The organism is Nocardiopsis mangrovi, from assembly GCF_042653925.1.
GTDB lineage: Bacteria > Actinomycetota > Actinomycetes > Streptosporangiales > Streptosporangiaceae > Nocardiopsis_B > Nocardiopsis_B mangrovi.
In genome coordinates this window covers 69,976-91,564 of the sequence record NZ_JBHSFQ010000030.1, presented here as the reverse complement: position 1 = coordinate 91,564, position 21,589 = coordinate 69,976, and the positions used below count along the sequence as shown (strand labels likewise).

17 protein-coding genes are annotated in these 21,589 nt (G+C 73.1%); 11 read left to right on the top strand and 6 right to left on the bottom strand.

Going from position 1 to position 21,589, the window contains the following annotated elements; genetic code table 11:
• The 8 genes from infB to ACFO4E_RS24125 form a co-directional block, all read left to right on the top strand.
• Positions 1-2,329: translation initiation factor IF-2 (gene infB, locus ACFO4E_RS24160; RefSeq protein ID WP_378578551.1), on the top strand; the 2,329-nt coding region annotated here is incomplete at its 5' end.
• 157 nt (positions 2,330-2,486) lie between these two features.
• A complete protein-coding gene (locus ACFO4E_RS24155; protein WP_378578549.1) occupies positions 2,487-2,783 on the top strand; it encodes a DUF503 domain-containing protein in 297 nt (98 codons plus the stop codon).
• A gap of 6 nt (positions 2,784-2,789) precedes the next feature.
• Positions 2,790-3,230 (top strand): 30S ribosome-binding factor RbfA, encoded by a 441-nt coding sequence (gene rbfA / locus ACFO4E_RS24150; RefSeq protein WP_378578548.1) that lies wholly within the window; start codon positions 2,790-2,792, stop codon positions 3,228-3,230.
• Positions 3,231-3,326: 96 nt separating this feature from the next.
• The gene (truB, locus tag ACFO4E_RS24145) at positions 3,327-4,220 is read left to right on the top strand and encodes a tRNA pseudouridine(55) synthase TruB (RefSeq protein ID WP_378578546.1); all 894 of its coding nucleotides are present in this window, start codon (positions 3,327-3,329) and stop codon (positions 4,218-4,220) included.
• A 570-nt stretch (positions 4,221-4,790) separates the two neighbouring features.
• Positions 4,791-5,768 (top strand): bifunctional riboflavin kinase/FAD synthetase, encoded by a 978-nt coding sequence (locus ACFO4E_RS24140; RefSeq protein ID WP_378578543.1) that lies wholly within the window; start codon positions 4,791-4,793, stop codon positions 5,766-5,768.
• A 178-nt stretch (positions 5,769-5,946) separates the two neighbouring features.
• Entirely contained in the window at positions 5,947-6,216 is a 270-nt protein-coding gene (rpsO, locus tag ACFO4E_RS24135) for a 30S ribosomal protein S15 (protein WP_378537844.1), read from the top strand.
• A 358-nt stretch (positions 6,217-6,574) separates the two neighbouring features.
• Entirely contained in the window at positions 6,575-8,878 is a 2,304-nt protein-coding gene (locus ACFO4E_RS24130) for a polyribonucleotide nucleotidyltransferase (protein ID WP_378578542.1), read from the top strand.
• A gap of 125 nt (positions 8,879-9,003) precedes the next feature.
• Entirely contained in the window at positions 9,004-10,338 is a 1,335-nt protein-coding gene (locus ACFO4E_RS24125) for a M16 family metallopeptidase (protein WP_378578540.1), read from the top strand.
• On the opposite strand, the gene ACFO4E_RS24120 is transcribed toward ACFO4E_RS24125, so the two are convergent.
• The gene (locus tag ACFO4E_RS24120; RefSeq protein WP_378578538.1) at positions 10,335-12,005 is read right to left on the bottom strand and encodes a BCCT family transporter; all 1,671 of its coding nucleotides are present in this window, start codon (positions 12,003-12,005) and stop codon (positions 10,335-10,337) included. The genes ACFO4E_RS24125 and ACFO4E_RS24120 overlap by 4 nt on opposite strands.
• Before the next feature lie 328 nt (positions 12,006-12,333).
• On the bottom strand, positions 12,334-13,317 hold the full coding sequence (locus ACFO4E_RS24115) for a glycoside hydrolase family 16 protein (protein WP_378578536.1): 984 nt from the start codon (positions 13,315-13,317) through the stop codon (positions 12,334-12,336).
• Positions 13,318-13,536: 219 nt separating this feature from the next.
• On the opposite strand from ACFO4E_RS24115, the gene ACFO4E_RS24110 reads away from it, so the two are divergent.
• The gene (locus ACFO4E_RS24110; RefSeq protein WP_378578535.1) at positions 13,537-14,532 is read left to right on the top strand and encodes a LacI family DNA-binding transcriptional regulator; all 996 of its coding nucleotides are present in this window, start codon (positions 13,537-13,539) and stop codon (positions 14,530-14,532) included.
• A gap of 71 nt (positions 14,533-14,603) precedes the next feature.
• Here the strand turns inward: ACFO4E_RS24110 and ACFO4E_RS24105 are convergent, their stop codons facing one another.
• Positions 14,604-15,341, bottom strand: coding sequence for a siderophore-interacting protein (locus ACFO4E_RS24105; RefSeq protein ID WP_378578533.1), 738 nt, complete (start codon positions 15,339-15,341; stop codon positions 14,604-14,606).
• Between the two features lie 256 nt (positions 15,342-15,597).
• Between ACFO4E_RS24105 and ACFO4E_RS24100 the strand changes: the two genes are divergently transcribed.
• Positions 15,598-16,611 carry an ABC transporter substrate-binding protein gene (locus tag ACFO4E_RS24100; protein ID WP_378578532.1) on the top strand — a complete coding sequence of 338 codons (1,014 nt, stop codon included), beginning with the start codon at positions 15,598-15,600 and terminating at the stop codon, positions 16,609-16,611.
• Positions 16,612-16,660: 49 nt separating this feature from the next.
• Here ACFO4E_RS24100 and ACFO4E_RS24095 read toward each other — a convergent pair whose 3' ends face one another.
• Positions 16,661-18,112 (bottom strand): MFS transporter, encoded by a 1,452-nt coding sequence (locus tag ACFO4E_RS24095; protein ID WP_378578529.1) that lies wholly within the window; start codon positions 18,110-18,112, stop codon positions 16,661-16,663.
• A gap of 603 nt (positions 18,113-18,715) precedes the next feature.
• Here ACFO4E_RS24095 and ACFO4E_RS24090 point away from each other — a divergent pair.
• Complete coding sequence (locus ACFO4E_RS24090; RefSeq protein WP_378578528.1) at positions 18,716-19,096, top strand: hypothetical protein; 381 nt, start codon at positions 18,716-18,718, stop codon at positions 19,094-19,096.
• Between the two features lie 52 nt (positions 19,097-19,148).
• On the opposite strand, the gene ACFO4E_RS24085 is transcribed toward ACFO4E_RS24090, so the two are convergent.
• Both ACFO4E_RS24085 and ACFO4E_RS24080 read right to left on the bottom strand, forming a co-directional pair.
• The gene (locus tag ACFO4E_RS24085; protein ID WP_378578526.1) at positions 19,149-19,856 is read right to left on the bottom strand and encodes a dienelactone hydrolase family protein; all 708 of its coding nucleotides are present in this window, start codon (positions 19,854-19,856) and stop codon (positions 19,149-19,151) included.
• Between the two features lie 298 nt (positions 19,857-20,154).
• A complete protein-coding gene (locus ACFO4E_RS24080) occupies positions 20,155-21,354 on the bottom strand; it encodes an MFS transporter (RefSeq protein ID WP_378578525.1) in 1,200 nt (399 codons plus the stop codon).
• Positions 21,355-21,589: the final 235 nt, after the last annotated feature.

The window sequence follows — 21,589 nt, the reverse complement described above, 5'->3', positions numbered from 1 at the left end:
CGCTGAGCGCGGCGGTCCGCCGCGTCCCGGCGGCGGTGCCCCGCGCCCGCAGGCTCCGCGTCCCGGTGCCCCGCGCCCCGGTGGCGCTCCCGGCGCCGGCCCGCGCCCGGGCGGCGGTGACCGCAGTGGTCCGCCGCGTCCCGGTGGCGGCCCGCGCCCCAGCCCGATGAACATGCCGTCCTCGCGTCCGGCCCCGTCCGCTGGCGGTGGCGGTCGCGGTGGCCCCGGCGGCGGCCGCCGCGGACCGGGCGGCGGTGGCCGTCCCGGTGGCGGCGGCGGTCGCGGTGGGCCCGGTGGCGGCGGCGGTCCGCGCCCCGGCGGGTTCGGCGGCGGCGGTGGCGGCCCGCGTCCGGGCGGCTTCGCCGGCCGTCCCGGTGGCGGCGGCCGCGGTCGCGGTGGCGGCACGGCGGGTGCCTTCGGGCGCCCCGGCGGCCGCCCCGGACGCCAGCGCAAGTCGAAGAAGCAGCGGCGCCAAGAGTTCAACGAGCTGGGTGCGCCGTCCTTCGGCGGCGTGAAGATCCCCAGCGGCAACAACCAGGTCATCCGGCTGTCCCGCGGTGCGTCGCTGTCGGACTTCGGCGACAAGATCGACGTCAACCCGGCGTCCCTGGTGCAGGTCATGATGCACCTGGGCGAGATGGTCACGGCCACGCAGTCGCTGCCCGACGAGTCCCTTCAGCTCCTCGGCGAGGAACTGAAGTACGTCATCGAGGTCGTCAGCCCTGAGGACGAGGACCGCGAGCTCCTGGAGTCCTTCTCCATCGAGTTCGGCGAGAACGCCGGAAACGACGAGGACCTGCGTCCCCGTCCGCCGGTGGTCACCGTCATGGGCCACGTCGACCACGGTAAGACGCGCCTGCTCGACACCATCCGCAACAGCAACGTCGTCAGCGGCGAGGCCGGCGGTATCACGCAGCACATCGGCGCCTACCAGGTGGCCACCGAGGTCGACGGTGAGGAACGCAAGATCACCTTCATCGACACCCCGGGCCACGAGGCGTTCACCGCCATGCGTGCCCGCGGTGCCCAGGCCACCGACATCGCGGTGCTGGTGGTCGCGGCCGACGACGGCGTGAAGCCGCAGACGGCCGAGGCCATCGACCACGCCAAGGCGGCCGACGTGCCGATCGTCGTCGCGGTCAACAAGATCGACGTCGAGGGCGCCGACCCCGCCCGGGTCCGCGCTCAGCTCACCGAGTACGGCGTCGTGACCGAGGAGTACGGCGGCGACGTCCAGTTCGTGGACATCTCCGCCAAGCAGGGCATCAACATCGACGCCCTGCTGGAGGCGGTCGTCCTCACCTCGGACGCGGCTCTGGACCTGCGGGCCAACCCCGCCATGGAGGCGCAGGGCCTGGCGATCGAGGCGTACCTCGACCGCGGGCGCGGCTCCACGGCGACGGTCCTGGTGCAGCGCGGCACGCTGAACGTCGGCGACTCCATCGTCTGCGGCGACGCCTACGGGCGCGTCCGGGCGATGCTCGACGAGCACGGCGACCAGGTGCTGACCGCCGAGCCGTCGCGCCCGGTCCAGGTCCTCGGCCTGACCAACGTGCCCAGCGCGGGCGACAACTTCCTGGTCGTCAAGGACGACCGGGTCGCCCGCCAGATCGCCCAGCAGCGCGAGGCGCGCGAGCGCTTCGCCCAGCAGGCGCGGTCGAGCCGCCGGGTCACGCTGGACAACTGGCAGAAGACCCTGGAGGAGGGGGAGCGCAACGAGCTGCTCCTGCTCATCAAGGGCGACATGTCCGGTTCCGTCGAGGCCCTGGAAGAGTCGCTGCTCAAGATCGACGCCGGCGGCGACGAGGTCGCCATTCGCGTCATCGGCCGCGGCGTCGGCGCGATCACGCAGAACGACATCAACCTGGCCTCCTCGGCCGATGCGATCATCATCGGGTTCAACGTCCGCCCCGAGGGCAAGAACAGCGAACTCGCCGACCGCATGGGCGTGGACATCCGCTACTACTCGGTCATCTACCAGGCCATCGACGAGGTCGAAGCGGCCGTGAAGGGGCTCCTCAAGCCGGTCTACGAGGAGGTCCAGCTCGGTTCCGCCGAGATCCGCGAGGTCTTCAAGGTGCCGCGGATCGGCAACATCGCCGGTTCGATCGTCCGCGACGGCATCATCCGCCGCAACGCCAAGGCACGGCTCATCCGCGAGGGGGTCGTCATCTCCGACAACCTCACCGTGGAGTCGCTGCGCCGGTTCAAGGACGACGCCACCGAGGTCCGCGACGGCTTCGAGTGCGGTATCGGTGTCGGGTACAACGACCTGCGCATCGAGGACGTCATCGAGACGTACGAGATGCGCGAGAAGCCGCGTGACTAACGCGAGCTGACACCCCGTGGGCCCCGGGCCCGGCACACGCCGGGCCCGGGGCGCCGCGGGCACATCCATGTCCCCTACGGCCCGGCCGCGCCGTTGAGCGGCCCCCACATTGACATCCACATCGCGATACACGGCGAATTGCACACGGGGTGAACGCGTGTTCGTTGGAGCACTGACACTCGACATCCTGCTCGGTGACGTCCGCTCCCTGAAACAGAAGCGCGCGGCGGTCCGGCCGATCATCGCCGAGATCCAGCGCAAGCTCACGGTCTCGGTCGCCGAGACCGGCCAGCACGACCTGCACCGCCGGACCGAGATCGGTGTCGCCGTGGTGGCCTCCACGGCCGCCTACTGCTCGAAGGTGATGGACTCCTGCGAGCGGCTGGTCGCCGACCGGCCCGAGATCGAGCTGCTGTCCGCCAGGCAGCGGCTCTTCAGCCCAGAGGAAGATTGATACCCCATGGTCGACGCCGCACGCGCGCGCAAACTGGCCGACCGGATCCAGCGGATCGTGGCCGAGATGCTGGAACGCCGGATCAAGGACCCGCGTCTGGGCTTCGTCACCGTGACCGACGCGCGGCTCACCAACGACCTCCGCGACGCCACCGTTTTCTACACCGTGTTCGGTAGCGACGAGGAGAAGGCAGGAACGGCCGCGGCGCTGGAGAGCGCCAAGGGCGTCATCCGCACCGAGGTCGGCCGCCAGACCGGGCTGCGCCACACGCCCAGCCTCGCCTTCGTGAGCGACGACGTACAGCGCAACGCCCAGCACATCGAAGAGCTGCTGGCCGAGGCCCGCCGCTCCGACGCCGAGGTCGCGCGCGCCGCTACGGGTGCCCGCCACGCCGGCGACCCCGACCCCTACAAGGTGCCGCGCGAGGACGACGAAGACGACGAGTGACCGTCCGACCGTGCCCGACGTCTGATGGTGCGGGCCGCCGCGGCGGCCCGCACCATCAGGCACCCGCCCCACCTTGCGCGAGGAACAAGCCAGCCCATGACCGATAGCGGCGTCGTGATCGTCGACAAGCCCGCGGACTGGACGTCCCACGACGTCGTGGGACGCGTCCGCCGCCTCGCCCGCACGCGCAGAGTGGGGCACGCGGGAACCCTCGACCCGATGGCCACGGGCGTGCTCGTCCTGGGCATCGAGAAGGGGACCAAGCTGCTCGGCCACCTCGCCCTCACCGAGAAGGTGTACGAGGCCACCCTCCGCCTGGGGCTGACCACCACCACCGACGACGCCGAAGGCGAGCCCGGGGTGCGCGCCGACGCGGCCGCGGTCGGCGACGACGCGGTGCGGACGGGGACGGCCGCGCTCACCGGCGCCATCCAGCAGATTCCCCCGCAGGTCAGCGCCATCAAGGTGAACGGCGTGCGGGCCTACAAGACCGCGCGCGCCGGCGGCGAGGTCGAGCTGAAGGCGCGCACCGTGACCGTCAGCGAGTTCGCAGTCGGCGAGATCCGGCGCAGCGTCGATCCCGGCGGCACGTTCATCGACGTCGACGCCCGCATCACCTGCTCCAGCGGCACCTACATCCGCGCGCTCGCCCGCGACCTGGGCGCGGCGCTGGGGGTGGGCGGCCACCTCACCGCGCTGCGCCGTACCCGCGTGGGCCCCTACGAGGTCTCCCAGGCGCGGACGCTGGACCGGCTGGCCGAGGACTTCACCACCGTGCCGCTGGCCCGGGCCGTCGCCGAGGCGTTCCCCGTGCGGGTGCTCAGCGCCGACGAGGCCCGGAAGGTCGCCCACGGCAACCGCATCTCCCCGGGCGGGCTCGGCCCCGGGCCGATCGGGCTGTTCGACCCAGACGGCTCCGTGGTGGCGCTCGCAGAGGAGCGCCCCGGCTACAGCAAGCCCACCGTCGTCTTCGCCCCCGCGGGCGGATGACGGCCGCCTCACGGCCGTTGGAGCGGAGTGAGGAGGCGAGTGCGACCACAGCCAGTCGTCGCGGCGAGCCGACGAGTGTGCGGAGGCGGCGCTGCCCGTGGCCGGAGGCCCCTTCCGCGGGGCCGTTGGAGCGGAGCGAGGAGGCGAGCGTGACCACAGCCAGTCGTCGCGGCGAGCCGACGAGTGTGCGGAGGCGGCGCCGTCCGTGGCCGGAGGCCCCTTCCGCGGGGCCGTTGGAGCGGAGTGAGGAGGCGAGTGCGACCACAGCCAGTCGTCGCGGCGAGCCGACGAGTGTGCGGAGGCGGCGCTGCCCGTGGCCGGAGGCCCCTTCCGCGGGGCCGTTGGAGCGGAGCGAGGAGGCGAGTGCGACCACAGCCAGTCGTCGCGGCGAGCCGACGAGTGTGCGGAGGCGGCGCTGCCCGTGGCCGGAGGCCCCTTCCGCGGGGCCGTTGGAGCGGAGCGAGGAGGCGAGCGTGACCACAGCCAGTACTCGGTCGCCGGGCGTCGCGGTAGTAGCGTTGACCGCGGGCCCGTGAAGCAGGGCGAACTGCGTTGAGGGGAGCTGTCCGCGTGCGTCGCTGGTACGGGCTGGAGGAGCTGCCCCGGAACCCGGGCCGCTCCGTGGTGACCATCGGGGTCTTCGACGGCGTGCACCGCGGCCACCAGGAGGTCCTGCGCACCGCGGTCGCGCGGGCCCGTGCGGCGGACCTGCCGGTGGTGGCCGTGACCTTCGACCCCCACCCCGACTCCGTGGTGCGCGGCGGGCCCGGGCCCGCCGTCCTCACCCCGCTCGACCGCAGGGCGGCGCTGCTGGGTGCCGACGGCGCCGACACCGTGTGCGTGCTGCCGTTCACCGAGGAGCTGGCGCGGCTGCCGGCCGCGGAATTCGTCCGGCAGGTGCTCGTGGAGCGGCTGAACGCGGCGGCCGTCGTGGTCGGGGCGGGCTTCCGGTTCGGCCACCGCGCGGCGGGCGGCGTCCAGGAGCTGGCGGCGCTGGGGGAGAAGTACGACTTCACCGCCGAAGGCGTCCCCCCGGTCGGCGACGACGGCGGGGCGATCACCGCCACGCGCATCCGCGGACTGGTCGCCGCCGGCGACGTGGCCGGCGCGTCGGCGGCTCTGGGCCGCCCGCACCGGGTCGGGGGCGTGATCGTGCACGGGGCCGCCCGCGGGCGCGAGCTCCTGGGGTTCCCGACCGCCAACCTCGACTGCCCGCCCGGCACCGCGGTCCCCGCCGACGGCGTCTATGCCGGGTGGCTGCTGCACGAGAGGCCGCGCCCCGGAGCGGAGCGGTACTGGCCCGCGGCGGTCTCGGTGGGCACCAACCCCACCTTCGAGGGCAGCCCCCGCACGGTCGAGGCCTACGCCCTGGGCCGCGACGACCTCGACCTCTACGGCGCGGACATGGCCATCGACTTCGTGCACCGCATCCGCGCCCAGGAGCGCTTCGACGGCATCGACGAGCTGATCGCGGCCATGGCGCGCGACGTGCGCCGGGCCGGGGAACTGATGGGCGGCGCCGCCGGCCCGCCGGCGCCGGTCGGGTGACCTCGGATTTTGCGATAGTGTAGGGACAGAAAAGTCTGCCCGGGTGCGGTGAACGCCTGGGCGGCTCCGGTACCCCCGGCGGTGACTGCACCTACGCGTGGTCGCCGCGCGCCCGTGCCATTTCCGTGGCCGTGCGATGGACCGGGACACCCACCTGCGTATAGGCCGAAGGAGCGTCGTGTCCATCGACACCGCCACCAAAGAGAAGATCGTCGCCGAGTACTCCACCAAGGAGGGCGACACCGGTTCCCCCGATGTCCAGGTCGCGCTGCTGACGCACCGGATCACCGAGCTGACCGAGCACCTCAAGAGCCACAAGCACGACCACCACAGCCGCCGCGGGCTGCTGCTGATGGTCGGCCGCCGCCGCCGTCTTCTGAAGTACATCCAGAAGAAGGACATCAACCGTTACCGTCAGCTGATCCAGCGCCTCGGATTGCGCCGCTGAGCGACGTGACGCGAGGGAGTGGCCACGGCCACTCCCTTTCTTAGTAATGTGGAAGCCGACCCGCACCGTGGCCAGCCTTACCGCCGGCCGCGGCCAGGGTCGGCACAATCGAACACCGACCAGCGCTCCCGCGCTCGCACCTCGGCTGCCGCGTCGAGGCCGGTCTTCGGTAGTGGTCCCCGGACCGCCCATTAGGGCGCGCCGAGGGCTTCGATCGATGGCCGGCCGTCAGGGGCCGCCGGCGCCCGCAGGCATTACGCCGCGCGCCGGCCGCCCGGGACGACACTCGACGACGAACCATCCTCCGGGGCACGGCCGCGGGTTCGCGAAAACCGAACCGTGTAGTAGGAGGTCGCCCATGGAGGGCGCGTATTCCGCTGAAGCCGTGATCGACAACGGCAGCTTCGGCACCCGTACCATCCGCTTCGAGACCGGCCGGCTCGCCCGCCAGGCCGCCGGCTCCGCTGTCGCCTACCTCGACAGCGAGACCATGGTCCTCTCGGCCACCACGGCCTCGAAGCGGCCCAAGGAGAACCTCGACTTCTTCCCGTTGACGGTCGACGTCGAGGAGCGCATGTACGCCGCGGGCCGCATCCCCGGCTCGTTCTTCCGCCGTGAGGGCCGTCCCTCCGAGGACGCCATCCTCACCTGCCGCCTGATCGACCGGCCGCTGCGCCCGTCGTTCAAGGGCGGCCTGCGCAACGAGATCCAGATCGTCGAGACGATCATGTCGTTGCACCCCGACCACCTCTACGACGTCGTGGCCATCAACGCCGCCTCGATGTCGACCCAGCTCGCCGGGCTGCCCTTCTCCGGGCCCATCGGCGGCGTCCGGGTGGCGCTGATCGGCGGCCAGTGGGTGGCGTTCCCGACCCACAGCGAGCTGGAGAACGCCACCTTCGACATGGTGGTCGCCGGCCGCGTGCTCGATGACGGCGACGTCGCGATCATGATGGTCGAGGCCGAGTCCACGGTGCACACGCTCAAGCTGGTCGCCGACGGTGCCGTCGGCCCCAACGAGCAGAGCGTCGCCGAGGGCCTTGAGGCCGCCAAGCCGTTCATCAAGGTCCTCTGCAAGGCCCAGCAGGCGCTGGCCGACCAGGCGGCCAAGGAGACCGGCGAGTTCCCGATCTTCCTCGACTACGAGGACGACGCCTACGCGGCGGTCGACGGCGCGGTGCGCGAGCAGCTCGCGCAGGCGCTGACCATCGCCGACAAGCAGGACCGCGAGGCCGAGCTCGACCGCACCAAGGCGCTGGCCGTGGAGAAGCTGGCCGAGGGCTTCGAGGGCCGCGAGAAGGAGATCGGCGCCGCGTTCCGGTCGCTGACCAAGCAGCTCATGCGCGAGCGCGTGCTGCGCGACCAGGTCCGCATCGACGGCCGCGGCCCCAAGGACATCCGGCAGCTCGGCGCCGATGTCGGCGTGCTCCCCCGGGTGCACGGCTCGGCGCTGTTCGAGCGCGGCGAGACCCAGATCCTGGGTGTCACCACGCTGAACATGCTGCGCATGGAGCAGATGGTCGACACGCTCAACCCCGAGCGGACCAAGCGCTACATGCACAACTACAACTTCCCGCCGTACTCCACCGGTGAGACCGGCCGCGTCGGCTCGCCCAAGCGGCGCGAGATCGGCCACGGCGCGCTCGCCGAGCGGGCGCTGCTGCCGGTGCTGCCCTCGCGCGAGGAGTTCCCCTACGCCATCCGGCAGGTGTCGGAGGCGCTCGGGTCCAACGGCTCCACCTCCATGGGCTCGGTCTGCGCGTCCACGATGTCGCTGATGTCGGCGGGCGTGCCGCTCAAGGAGATGGTGGCCGGCATCGCCATGGGCCTGATCAGCGAGGGCGACCAGTTCGTCACGCTGACCGACATCCTCGGCGCCGAGGACGCGTTCGGCGACATGGACTTCAAGGTCGCCGGCACCCGTGAGCTCATCACGGCCCTCCAGCTCGACACCAAGCTCAACGGCATCCCGGCCTCGCAGCTGGCCCAGGCGCTCCAGCAGGCGCGCGGCGCCCGCCTGGCGATCCTGGACGTCATGACCGAGGCGATCGAGCGTCCGGCCGAGATGAGCCCGAACGCACCGCGCATCCTCACGGTGAAGGTCCCCGTCGACAAGATCGGCGAGGTCATCGGCCCCAAGGGCAAGATGATCAACTCGATCCAGGACGACACCGGCGCCGACATCACGATCGAGGACGACGGCACGATCTACATCGGCGCCGTCGACGGCCCCTCCGCCGAGGCCGCGCGCGACACCATCAACAGCATCGCCAACCCGACCATGCCGGAGGTCGGCGACCGCTACCTGGGCACGGTCGTCAAGACCACCGCGTTCGGCGCGTTCGTCTCCCTGCTGCCGGGCAAGGACGGCCTGCTGCACATCTCGCAGATCCGCAAGCTGCACGGCGGCAAGCGGATCGAGAACCTCGACGATGTGATCAGCATCGGCGAGAAGATCCAGGTCGAGATCCGCGAGATCGACGACCGCGGCAAGCTCTCGCTGGTCCCGGTCGAGGTCGTCGAGTCCGAGGCCGCCGCGGCCGAGCCCGCCGCCGGCGAGGCCCCGGCCGAGCAGGCCGAGGCCGAGGCCGAGGGCGACAACGGCGCTGGCGGTGAGCGCCGCCGTCGGCGCACCCGCGGCACCCGGGGTGAGAACACCTGATCCGCCCCTGAAGAACACCGGACGGCCGTACCTGCGGGTGCGGCCGTCCGTGTTCGTCCCGCGCCGCCGTCGCCACCGGCCCGCCCGGCGGCCGCGCCCCCGTCCGATAGCGTAGAAAGAGGACCATGAGTTCCGTCCCCACCGCCGCCGAACAGGATCCCGGTACCACCATCACGCTGCTGGAGGCGGGTGACGGCTCGGGGCTGGTGCGGCGCACGGTGCTTCCGGGCGGCCTGCGGGTCGTCACCGAGGTCATGCCGGGCGTGCGGTCGGCGGCCTTCGGAATCACCGCCACCACCGGGTCCCGCGACGAGGACGCCCGGCACGCGGGGTCCGCCCACTTCCTGGAGCACCTGCTCTTCAAGGGCACCCGCACCCGCGACGCCATGCAGATCTCGGCCCTGCTCGACGGGGTGGGCGCCGACCACAACGCCTACACCACGCGGGAGCAGACCTCCTACTACGCCAAGGTGCTCGACCGCGACCTGCCGCTGGCGATCGACGTCATCAGCGACATGCTGGCGAACTCGGTGCTCGACCCCGGCGAGGTCGAGACCGAGCGCGGGGTCATCCTCGAAGAGATCGCGATGTACGAGGACGAGCCGAGCGACCTGGTCGACGACGTCTTCGCCGCCCACGTCTACGGCGACACCCCGCTGGGCCGGCCCATCCTGGGCACCAACGAGAGCATCGCCGCGCTGCCCCGGGACCGCATCTTCGAGCAGTACCGCGACGCCTACGTCCCCGGCCGGCTGGTCGTGGCCGCCGCGGGCAACCTCGACCACGACGACGTCGTCGCGCAGGTGCGCGAGGCGTTCGCCGACCAGCTCGCCGCCGCCGGCGACGCCCGCCCGGTATCGCCGCGGCTGGGCGGCGATCCCGTCCCGATGTTCTCGGGGTCGACCCTCCTCTCGCGCGACACCGAGCAGGCGCACCTCATCGTGGGCTGCGAGGGCCTGCACCGCACCGACCCGCGCTGGTACGCCCTGCGCGTCCTGGGGTCGGCGCTGGGCGGCGGCATGTCGTCGCGGCTGTTCCAGGAGGTCCGCGAGAAGCGGGGGCTCGCCTACTCCGTGCACGCCTACCACAGCTCCTACGCCGACACCGGGGTCTTCCAGGTCTACGCGGGGTGCCTGCCGGACAAGGTCGACGAGGTGCTGGGGGTGTGCCGCGACGAGCTCGCGAAGGCCGCCGGCCAGGGCCTGACGGACGAGGAGCTGGTCCGGGCCAAGGGCCAGATCAAGGGGTCGTGGGTGCTGGGCAGCGAGGGCACCAACTCCCGCATGGGGCGGTTGGCGGTGCACGAGCTGGGCTACCCGCGGCACTACTCGATCGACGACGATCTGGCGCTGTTCGACGCGGTCACGGCCGACGACGTGGCCGCGGTCGCCGCCGAGGTGCTGTCGCGCCCGCAGGCGCTCGCCGTGATCGGCCCCTACGACGAAGGGCGCGTCTTCTAGGGAGCTCCGGAACCGCCGGGGGCCCGCCGGCGGTGACCGCCCGGGGGCGGACCCTCCGGCTCGGCCGGATCGTCGGCGAGGGCTTCGGGGCCGCCCGCGGCGGCGGCCCCGGGGCCGCGCGGGGCCGGCGGGTCCACGTCCTCCGAGCGCAGGGCCCGGGCCAGCCCCACGCATACGAGCACGAGCACCACCGCGAACGGCAGGCCGGTGACCCCCGTCGCCACCAGCTGGAGCGTGAGGATCGGGTCGGCGACACCCGCGGGGCCGGCGACCCCCGACACGATGAGCACCGCCGCGACCAGCCCTTGGATGAGCGCCCACAGCAGCCGCTGCGCCTTGACCGGGTGCGGGTCGCTGCCGTTGGTGAGCATGTCGACCACCAGCGACCCGGAGTCCGAGGACGTCGCGAAGAAGAGCACCACCGCGGCGAGGACCAGCAGCGCGACGAGGGTGTAGAGCACGCCGCCGCCGATCGGCAGGGACTCCAGCAGCGCGAAGACCGCATGGTCGGCGGATTCCGCGGAGATCCCGGCCCCTTCGCGGCTGTCGTAGTAGATCCCGGCCCAGCCGAACACGCCGAACCAGGCGACGGAGACGCCGGCGGGGGCGAGCATCGCCCCGGCGATGAACTCGCGGATGGTGCGCCCGTAGGAGACGCGCGCCATGAACATCCCCACGAACGGCGACCAGCTGATCCACCAGCCCCAGTAGAAGAGCGTCCAGAGCGACTGGTAGCCGAACCCGGCCCCGTCTGTGGCGGGGTCGGCGACCGCCAGGCTGGTCTCGGGCAGGTGCTGGAGGTAGTGGCCGGTGGAGTCGATCAACCGGGTCAGGACGTACAGCGTCGGCCCGGAGGCGAAGACGAGCGTCAGCAGCACCGCGGCCAGCGCCATCGCGGCCACCGACAGCGGGCGGATGCCCCGGTTGAGGCCGAGCATCAGGCTGGTGACGGCGACGGCGGTGATGGCGGCGACGATGGCGAGCTGCGACCACCATTCGTTGGGCAGGCCGTAGAGGAGCGCCAGGCCCGCGTTGATCTGCCGGGTGCCGATCCCCAGCGAGGTCGCCAGGCCGAAGACGGTGCAGAAGACGGCGAGGACGTCGACCAGGCTGCCCGCCCAGCCGTGGACGCGGTTGCCGATGAGGGGGTACAGCGCCGACGCCGGCCGCAGCGGCAGGCCCTTGCGGAAGCACAGGTAGCCCAGCGCGGCGCCGAGGACGCTGTAGATCGCCCAGGGGTGCAGCCCCCAGTGGAAGAACGTGGCGTTCATGGCCTCGGCCGCGGCCTGCTCGGAGAGCGGGGGCGGGTCCCCCGCGGGATCGGCGCCGACTCCGCCGTACCCCGGGTTCGCGGTGAGGTACACGGGCTCGTACACCCCGTAGTAGACCAGGCCGATCCCCATACCGGCGGTGAACAGCATGGCGAACCACGACCAGGTGCCGAACTCGGGCCGCGAGGTGTCGGGCCCCAGGCGCACGCGGCCGAACCGGCCGCACATGAGCCACGCGGCGAAGCCCAGGATGAAGGTCGTGGAGACGATGGAGAACCAGCCCAGGTACCGGTTGGTCCAACCGAGGACGGCCTCCCCGGCCGCGCTCAGGCCGCCGGTGAACACCGACCCGGCGATGAGGAAGGCCAGGATCACCGCAAGGGAGGAGAAGAACACCGGGGGGTTGGTGTGTGCCTGGACGTAGGAGCTGAGCCGAGAGATGGGGGTCTCCTTCCCTTCTCGGCTCCCGGCCCTCCGGATCCCGGGACCGGTCGCCCCCCGCCGCCTCGCCGGCGCCGACTTCCGCGGATCGATGCCGGTCTAAAACCCTATGTTCGATTTGTTCGTGCTCGTCCGGAAGCGGCATTTGGTTATCTGATATTGACCGTCCGGATCCGGCCACGGGGCTCGCGGACGCCGGAAGCCGCGCCCTCTCCCGCTGGGATGCCGGGGGAGGGCGCGGCGCCGTCGTTCAGGGGGTGCCCGCTGGTGGGGGACGGGCGGGTCAGCCGCGAGCGGACGCGTCGGCGGCGCCGCTCTGGTAGACCGCCACGTAGTCGACGACCATCGGCACGCCCGGCCGGGTGGCGGCCGTGGGGGTCGGCGAGCCCTGCACGCCGTCGGGGAACGCGCCGCCCATGGCGACGTTGAGGAGCAGGAAGTAGCCCGCGTGCGAGGTCATGTTCGCCCAGGTGGTGCCGTCCATCTGGGTCTCGCTGACGCTGTGGTACCGCTCGCCGTCGACCGTCCAGCGGAACTCCTCGGCGGCGCCGCTGCGGTCCCATTCGAAGGCGTAGGTGTGGAACCCGGACTGGCAGGTGGATCCGGGGCAGGGGCGGCTGGCGCCCAGGCCGTTGGTCTCGTTGCACGGGCCGCCGGGGTTCACCCCGCAGTGCAGGACGCCCCACACCGAGTCGATGCCGTTGACGTTCTCCATGACGTCGAACTCGCCGATGGCCGGCCAGTTCCAGTAGTCGCCCCGGTAGGGGGAGCCCAGGGCCCAGAAGGCCGGCCAGTAGCCGAGGGCGGCGTCGCCGGTCACGTTGGGCACCTGGAGCCGGCCTTCGATGCGCAGCGACTCGCCTTCGGCGGGCTTGAAGTCGGCGCGCTGGGTCTCGATGCGCGCCGAGGTCCACTGGCCGGAGGCGTCGCGCAGCGGGGTGATGCGCAGGTTGCCGTCGCCGTCGAGGCTCAGATTGGCGGGGTCGTCGGTGTAGGTCTGGGTCTCGCCGGTGCCCCAGTTGGGCGGTCCGCCGGGGTAGGACGTCCCGGTATCGATGATCCACTCGTCGGACGGCAGGGAGCCGGCGGCGCCGTCGAAGTCGTCGCTCCAGACCAGGTTCCAGCCTGAGGGCGGGGGCGGGACGGCGGCGCCGGCCGGGAGTACGGCCACCGTCGCGGCGAGGACGGGGGCGAGGGCCGCCCCGATGGCGGCGGCGAGTTTACGCGTGCGGCGGGGTTCAGGTCTGCGGTTGCGGGGGGTCTGCATGGTGACCTCGCACGGTCGTGGGTCGGATGGGATCCGGGCCCTCCAGCGCGGGCGCGGCCGGCACACGCGCCACCTGCGCGTGCGTGGGGCGGCCGCCCCGGCTCCCCCCTGAGAGAGCGCTCTCTTGCGGTGTGAATATGACACGCGGCACACTCTGGGTGCAAGACCGGTGACGCGGATTCTTCCCGGCGCCACCGAAACGGAGGGGGCTGAGCCGAGATGAGACGACCGACGCTGGAGGCGGTCGCGGCGCGGGCCGGGGTGTCACGGGCGACCGTCTCGCGGGTCGTCAACGGGGAGTCCACCGTGGGCCCCCGCATCCGCGAGTCCGTTCTGCGCGCGGTCGAGGAGCTGGGCTATGTGCCCAATTCCGCGGCCCGCAGCCTCGTCACCCAGCGGACCGACTCGATCGCGCTGGTGGTCTCCGAACCGCCCACGCGGGTCTTCTCCGACGACCCGCTGTTCTCCCTGGTGGTGCGGACCGCCGGCGCCGAGCTGGAGCGCGCGGGCAAGCAGGTCGTGCTGATGATGGCCGGCTCCGCCGAGGCCCAGGCGCGGGTGCAGGGCTACGTCGCGGGCGGGCACGTCGACGGGGTCATGTTCGTCTCCATGCACAGCAGCGACCCGCTCCCGGAGGCGATCCTGCGGTTGGGGGTGCCCATGGTGTCCTATGGCCGCCCCGCGGTCGCGGTGGACATCCCGCACGCCGACAACGACAACGCCGGCGGGGCGGAGCGCGCGGTGGCGCACCTGCTCGGCGCCGGACGCCGGCGGATCGCCACCATCGCCGGGCCGCAGGACATGATCGGCGGCCAGGACCGGCTGGCCGGCTACCGCACGGCACTGGAGGGGGCCGGCCGTCGACCGCTGGTCGAGGCCGGCGACTTCACCCGGGAGTCCGGTGCCGCGGCCATGCGGCGTCTGCTGGCGGCGGAGCCCTCGGTCGACGCGGTGTTCGCGGCCAACGACCTGATGGCGATCGGCGCGCTCCAGGCGCTGCGCCAGGCCGGCCGCGGCGTGCCCGGCGACGTCGCCGTGGTGGGCTTCGACGACATAGAGGCGGCGCGGTTCACCGACCCGCCGCTGACCACGGTGCGCGCCCCGATCGTCGAGCAGGCCGGCGCGATGGTCCGGCTGCTGCTCACCCCGCCGGCCGACCGCGAGAGCGAGCGCGTGATCCTGCCCACCGAGCTGATCGTCCGCGACTCCGCCTGAGGAGCGTGTGACGAGGGAGGGCGGGGCCTTGAGGGCGCCCCGCAGGCTGAGCGGGGAACGGGTAACACCACTCAGCTGCCGGTGACGGTGCCCTCGCGCCAGTAGCCGCAGAAGTAGACGCGGTCCTTCTCGAATCCCCGCTCGCCGACCAGGTGCCGGCGCACGGATGTGGCCAGCGTCGATTCGCCGGCGACCCAGGCGTAGGGGGTGCCTTCGGGCAGTCCGTTGCCGCGCAGGTGGGCCAGCGCTGCCAGCCCGGAGCCGGCCGACCGCTCCAGCCGGACGACGGTGGTGCGGTCGCGCTCGCGGAGCATGTCCGCGGCGTCGGGGTCGGAGGCTTCGAGGACCGCCACGGCCGGGGTGGCGGGGTCGAGCCCGTCGAGGATGGCGCCGATGGCCGGCAGCGCGGTCTCGTCGCCGACGAGGAGCTGCCAGTCGGTGTCGGCCGGGGGCGCGTAGCGGGCGCCGTCGCTGAGCAGTCCGATCCGGTCGCCGGGGCGGGCCCGCTCGGCCCAGGCGGACGCGGGTCCGCTGTCGCCGTGCAGGACGAAGTCGATGTCGAGCTCGTGCGCCCGGCGGTCCAGCCTGCGGATCGTGTAGTTGCGGACGATCGGCCGGCGCTCCTCGGCCATGGCCTGGACTTCGGGCCACCACCGCTCGGTGGCGGGGAGGTCGAAGTCGGCCCCGGGGCGCGGGGGCAGGAGCAGCCGCACGAGCTGGTCGGGGCCCTGGTGGTCGATCCACGCGAAGTCCGGGCTGTGCAGGGTCACCCGGGTCATGTGTTCGGTCAGCGGGGTGGTTGCGGTCACGGTGGCCGACACCGCGCGGGGGCGCGGCGGGGACTTCGGGCGCGAGGTGTCCGGACTCATGGCCTACTCGACTTCCTGGGCGGCATTGTGTAAGGCTAGGCTCACCATACTGTGCTCCCGGGTGCCGCGCGACCCCGGATCCCCCCGTAATGGCCGTCGGCCGAATGCCGAGGTCGGGGTGGCCGTGTCGTGTCCGCGGAGCATGTGTTTAGGTTAGCCTCGCCTAAATGATCCTATATCGGTGAGGTCGGAACCCATGAACGCCCCTTCGCGATCGAGCACACGCGGCCGGCGCCGCCCCCTGGCCGCACTGGCGGGTTGCGCCTGCGCCCTCGCCCTGACGCTCACCGGATGCGGCGTCCCCGACTCCGCCGAGGAGGCGGCGGGCTGGACGTTCACCGACGGCACCGGCGCGGAGGTCGCGCTGCCCGAGCGCCCGGAGCGGGTGGTGGCGTACTCGGGTATCGCGTCGGTGCTGTGGGACTACGGCTTCGAGGTCGTGGGGGTATTCGGCCCCGCCGAGACCGCGGGGGGCGGGCGCGACCCGCAGATCGGCGACGTCGACCTCGACCGGGTCGAGGTCATCAGCCAGACCTACGGCGAGATGAGCGTCGAACGGCTGGCCGCCTTGGAGCCCGACCTCGTCATCACCCAGGTCTACGACGACGTCGACTGGTACCTCCCGGAAGGCGGGACGGACCAGATCGAGGCCGTCGCGCCCCTTGCGCGTATCCAGATGAACGGGGTTCCCGCCGAGCAGCAGCTCACCGACCACCTCGACCTCGCCGTAGCGCTCGGCGCCGAACCCGAGGACCCCCGGGTGACTGAGGCGCGCGACGACTTCGACGCGGCGCTGGCGGAACTCGACGCCGCGGTCGAGGCCCGGCCCGGTCTGCGGGTCATGGCGGTTTCGGCGGCACCCGAGAACTTCTTCGTCGTGAACAGTGCCGCCGGCGGCGCGCTGGGCATGTTCGCCGACCACGGAGTGTCGCTGCCCGAGACCGAGGCCCCCGACACCGACCAGTTCGAGCGGCTGAGCTGGGAGGAGGCCGACAAGTACCCCGCCGACCTGCTGCTCCAGGACGCGCGGCCCGGCCGGACGACCCTGGCGGAGCTGGACGACCAGCCGCTGTGGCGGGACCTGCCCGCGGTCAGGGCCGGGCAGGTCGGCGACTGGCCCGCCGAGACCCCCTTCGGCTACGCGGCCTACGCCGAGATGGTGAGCGGGCTCGCCGCCGACATCGAGGACGCCGAACCGCTGGACCACTGAGAAGAGGGCCGGAGAGCGGGGGCGCCGAGCGCGGCCCCGCTCCCCGGTGTCAGAGGTGGCGGGCCGTACGGCGGCGGCGCCGCTGCATCCGGTCGGCCGAGCCCCGGCCGGGGACGCCGCGGTTCCCCCGGAACCCCCACCGGTCGCGCCCGTCGTCCCGGCGCGAGGCGAGTGAGAGCGGACGGGGGGTGCGGCGCGGCCACAGGAGCAGGGGAAGGGAGCGGTCGCTCAGGCGCGACCGCCCCGGCGCCCGGGCCCGCCGCGGGGCGCCGGCGGCACGCGGCTTCGCCCTGCGTGCGGACACCGGACTCAGCATCCGCGCGCTCACGCCGACCACGAACATCAGGACCGCGGGCAGCGCCAGGGCGGTGGGCAGGCCGGCCTGCCCCGCGATGCCGCCGATCGCCGCGGGACCGATGAGCGGGCCCAGGTAGCAGATCGCCGATACGGTGCAGACGTTGCGCGCGGCCCGAGGCGGGTCGTGCTCGGCCGCAGCGGTGAACATGTGCGGCATGAGGCAGGACAGCCCGGCCCCCATCAGCCCGAACCCGACGATCACCGCGCCCTGGACGGGCACCGCCAGCGCCAGGCACAGTCCGCCCGACCCGAGCAGGCCGCAGACGCGGACCACGTTCACCGCGCCGATCAGCGCGGTCAGCCGGTCGCCCACGAGCCGCCCCGCCGCCATCATGGCGGAGTAGGAGGCGTAGGTCGCGGCGCCGATCGTGGCCGTCCCCCCGGCCACCTCCCGCATGTACAGCGCGCTCCAATCGGTGGCGGCGCCCTCGGCGAGCGTGCAGCACATCGCGAGCAGGCCCAGCAGCACAATGCGCTTGGGGGGCGGCACCGGACGGCGCCTGCCGGGCGGGGGCGGCGCGGCGCGCGCGGGCGCCCCGGGGCCGGCGGCGGCGCCGATCCCGCGCAGTTCCCGCCGGACCAGCAGGCAGGCGCAGACCAGCGCCGCCGCCACCAGCTGGAACGAGGCGGAGGGGGAGAGCCCGGCCCGTGCGCAGAGCATGCCCGTGACGGCCCCGGCGCAGCCGCCGATCGAGCAGGCGGCGTGGAAGGACGCCATGATCGGCCGGCCGAGTTCCTGCTGGAGGCGCGTTGCCAGCACGTTGATCGATACGTTGAGCAGCGCGTGGGTGGCGCCCAGGAGAAGGAGGGAGCACAGCAGCGCGGCGAACCCGGTGACGTGCCCAGGGCCCACGAGCAGGGCGCTGGCCGCCACCCCGGCCGGGGGGACCACCGCGCGTCCGCCGTACCTGTCCAGGAGCGGCCCGGCCACCCGCATCGCCATCAGCGCGCCGGACGCCAGGCCGAGCAGGGCGATGCTCAGCTCGCCCGCCGTCACCCCCGCCTGGTCCTTGACCTCCGGGATCCGCGACGCCCAGACGGCGATCACCATGCCGACGACGAAGAAGTAGACGCGCAGCGCTCCTCTGGCGCGCGCGGCCCGCCGGGTCGCGGTCAGCTCGGAACGGGAAGGCGGGAGGTGCATTTCCTGATTTTCAGGCACGTTTCACCAACTGCTTCGGAAGAGGTTGTTCGCGACGTTGCACGACCGGGGAACGGGATTTCTGGGCGTGCTCCGTTCGCCGGCATCTGCGGCGGTGAGGGTGGGGGCGTGGCGTTTCCGGGGGAAAGGTCGTCCCCGGGTGTCCGAACGTCGGAAAAGGTCGGCTGATTCGCGAATCCGGCTTCTCACGAGGCTACATATGGGCCGGGGGTCGAGGCGATAGTCAAAGGTAAACATTCCACCATTGCAGTTCTTGATGCGGTGGACAATGGTGGATATTTCTCGTTGTTTCGCGGTTTTTTCACCACGTGAAATGGTCGCTGGAATCCCGGTCGGCGACAAATCTGGAAGTGCGTATTCGTTTGCCCGGGTTCACGGCCGAGTGTCGCACCGATTCCGCCTCGATATCGGTGCGAGGGCCCGCGGCCGCCTCACCGCGGCGCCGGACACCCCGTGCCCACCCGCGCGGGCACGGCGATACCGCCGCACGGGAACAGGAGGGTGGGATCCGCGCCGAGTCGGCGACCTCGGCGCGGCGCTGCGGTCCGCTTGCCCCGCGCTGCGCCTGATGGGCAGAATCCGCCCATGGACGCGAGCGGTGAAACGACCTTCCGGCTCAGGCGCCAGACCGCCGGGCGCGGCCGGTTCGCCGAGGTGACCGTCCGGGTCGAAGCGGCGCGGCAGAACGGGGTGGTGGTCTCGGACCGCGCCTTCGCCTGGCGGCTGGACGCCTATGGGCCCGACGCCGTCTTCGGCGGTGCCTTCGACGCCGAGCCGGCCCGGGAGGCCGTGGACGGCTTATGGGCCGCACTCCGCGCCCGAGGCGAAGCGGCGCCGTCAGTCCTCGTATCGGTGGCCCGGATCGTCGAGTCCTACGCCGACACCGGCCCCGGGGACATCCGCTTCGCGGCCGAGCAGGCGGTGCTGCGCGCGCTCGGCCGCGAGCCTGGCGGACAGCAGGGCTAGGCCGGGCCGGATGTCCTCGGGGGCCGTCGGCTTCCGGGGCGGCGGCCGCGCCTCAGTCGAGGCGGAGGCGGAGGAAGTCGAGGGTGCTCGACCACGCGCTCTCGGCGGACTCGCGGTGGTAGGAGGGGCGCCGGTCATTGAAGAACGCGTGGCCGGCCGGGTAGACGCGCAGGTCGGGGTCGATGCCGGACTGGTCCTTGACGGCCTGGCGCAGGCGCTCCCGTGTGGCGGCGGGGATGGCGGCGTCCTCGTCGCCGAAGTGGCCGAGCACCTCGGCCCTCAGGCCGGAGAAGTCGGGGAACTCGCCCTGGATGACGCCGTAGAACGGGACGGCCGCGCTCACGCGCGGATCGACGGCGGCCAGGTACAGCACGAACCCGCCGCCCATGCAGAAGCCGACCGCGCCGACAGTGGGCGAGGTGACCTCGGGGAGCGTCAGGAGGTGGTCCACCGCCCCGGACAGCAGCTCGACACCGCGCGCCACCGGCAGCTCCCGCATCATCCGCCCCGCCTCGTCGGGGTCGTGGGCCACGTTCCCGCCGTACAGGTCGGGCGCGAGGACCACGAAGCCCTCCTCCGCCAGCCGCCCGGCGACATCGGCGATGTGGTCGTCGAGGCCCCACCACTCCTGGATCAGGATCACCCCCGGGCCGCTGCCGCCGGGCGGCCGCGCGAGGTAGCCGTGGGCGGTGGCGCCCGCGCTGGGGAACTCGACGTTCTGGCGGACCGGTTCGCCGGTCGGCTTCGGAGGCTGGGTCATGGAACGACGCTCCTGGTCATCCGGTGGGGTGGGCATGTGCGCGCTTCGGCCGCCCGGAGCCGGGCCACCGGCGCGACCGCTGTGGTCCCGGCGGCGGCCCCGTGAGGCGACCGCCGCCCCAAGGGCCACCGTAGTCGCGGCACCCGCCCCGCACCCGCGCGCAGCGCCGTGATCCCCCGGGTGCCGCGCCCGTTCGCGGTCACCGGTGCAGGTGGGGCCGGGGCTGCCGGGGCGCCGCCAGGGCGTGCGGGTGCGACGGCCGCCCGTGCGCGCGGCCGTCCGGGGGAGTGCGGCCCCGTCAGGGGCTTCGGCTGAGGTGGGCGCTGCTCGCCGCCACGGCCAGGATGCCGCAGGCGAACCACAGCGCTCCGGCCGCTCCCAGCGAGGCCGCGACCACGCCCGCTCCGGCCGGAAGGACCACCTGGCCGATGCGGTTGGCCCACAGTCGCAGCGCGAGCGCGGTGCTTCGGGCGTCATCGGGCACGGCGCGGACCATGATCGTCATGGTGAGCGGTTGGCCGATGCCGAGGACGAACCCGCCGGACGCGAGCGCGCCCGCCAGCACCCACGGGTCCTCTCCGGCGGGCAGGGTCACCGCCAGCAGGGACCCGGCCGAGCCGAGGGTGCTGGCCACGACCAGCGACCGGCGCGACCAGTGGGCCAGCAGCCGGGAGAGCAGCAGCCGCGACAGCAGGGAGAAACCCGCCCGGACCCCGAGCAGGACCCCCGCCACCGACGGGGCGATCCCCCGCTCGTCGGCGAGGAGCGGCAGGTAGGCGGTGAGCAGGTCGACCGAGGCCAGCACGGCCAGGCTGACGAACAGCCCCGCCGGCGCCCCGGGGCGCCGGAGCAGCGTCGTGACCGGGACCCGCGGGCCCGGTGCCGTGCGCGGCGCGCTCCCGGGCGCCCGCCGGCTCGCGCGCGCCAGCCCGGCGACGCCGATGAGGCCGCACGCCGCGGCGGCCGCGGAGATGACCAGCGCCTCGGTGATGGGCCCGGTCAGGTCCGTTCCGCGCGCCTCGCCCAGGACGAACCCGGCGATGAGCGGGCCCATGAGCTGGCCCAGTGAGACCGCGGCGGTGAACCAGCCGAAGTCGCGGTCCATATGCTCTTCGGATGCCCGGCGGGCGACGAACGCCTGCCCGGCGATCATCACGACGATGTGGCCGAAGCCGAGCACCGTACCGGACACCCCGACCAGGAACAGGGACGGGGCCGCCGCCATGAGCAGCGGCGCGGCCACGATCAGCCCGGTGCCGGCGAGCACGATCCCGTGCATGCGGGTCACCCGGTCCGTCAGCCGTCCCAGCGGGACGGCCACCGCCAGCGAGAGGAGCGCGTAGGCGGAGGTGATGAGCCCGATCGCCAGGGCGTCGCCGCCGAGCGCGATCGCCTTGTACGACAGCAGCGGCCGGGCGGTGTTGAGCGCGGTCTGCGTGCAGACGACGCTCACCAGCAGCCAGCCCAGCCATCGCGCCCCCGCGGCCCGGTCACGCATGCCGGGCCGCTCTTCGCGCGTCGTCGTGGCGGGTCACGGTGTCCTGCCTTCTGGAGTGCGTCCCGGCCGCAGGCGGCGGCGACGGGGCTGGGCGGCGGGTGGCCGGCCCCCGCCGGCCGGGTGCGGCGGGGCCGCCCGGCCGGCGCCTTCTCCCGGGCCGCCGACCGCGCCCCGCGGCCCGTCGCCCGGAGGGGCCGGGACCGGTGGCACCACCGGGCGCCCGCCTCCCCGGCGC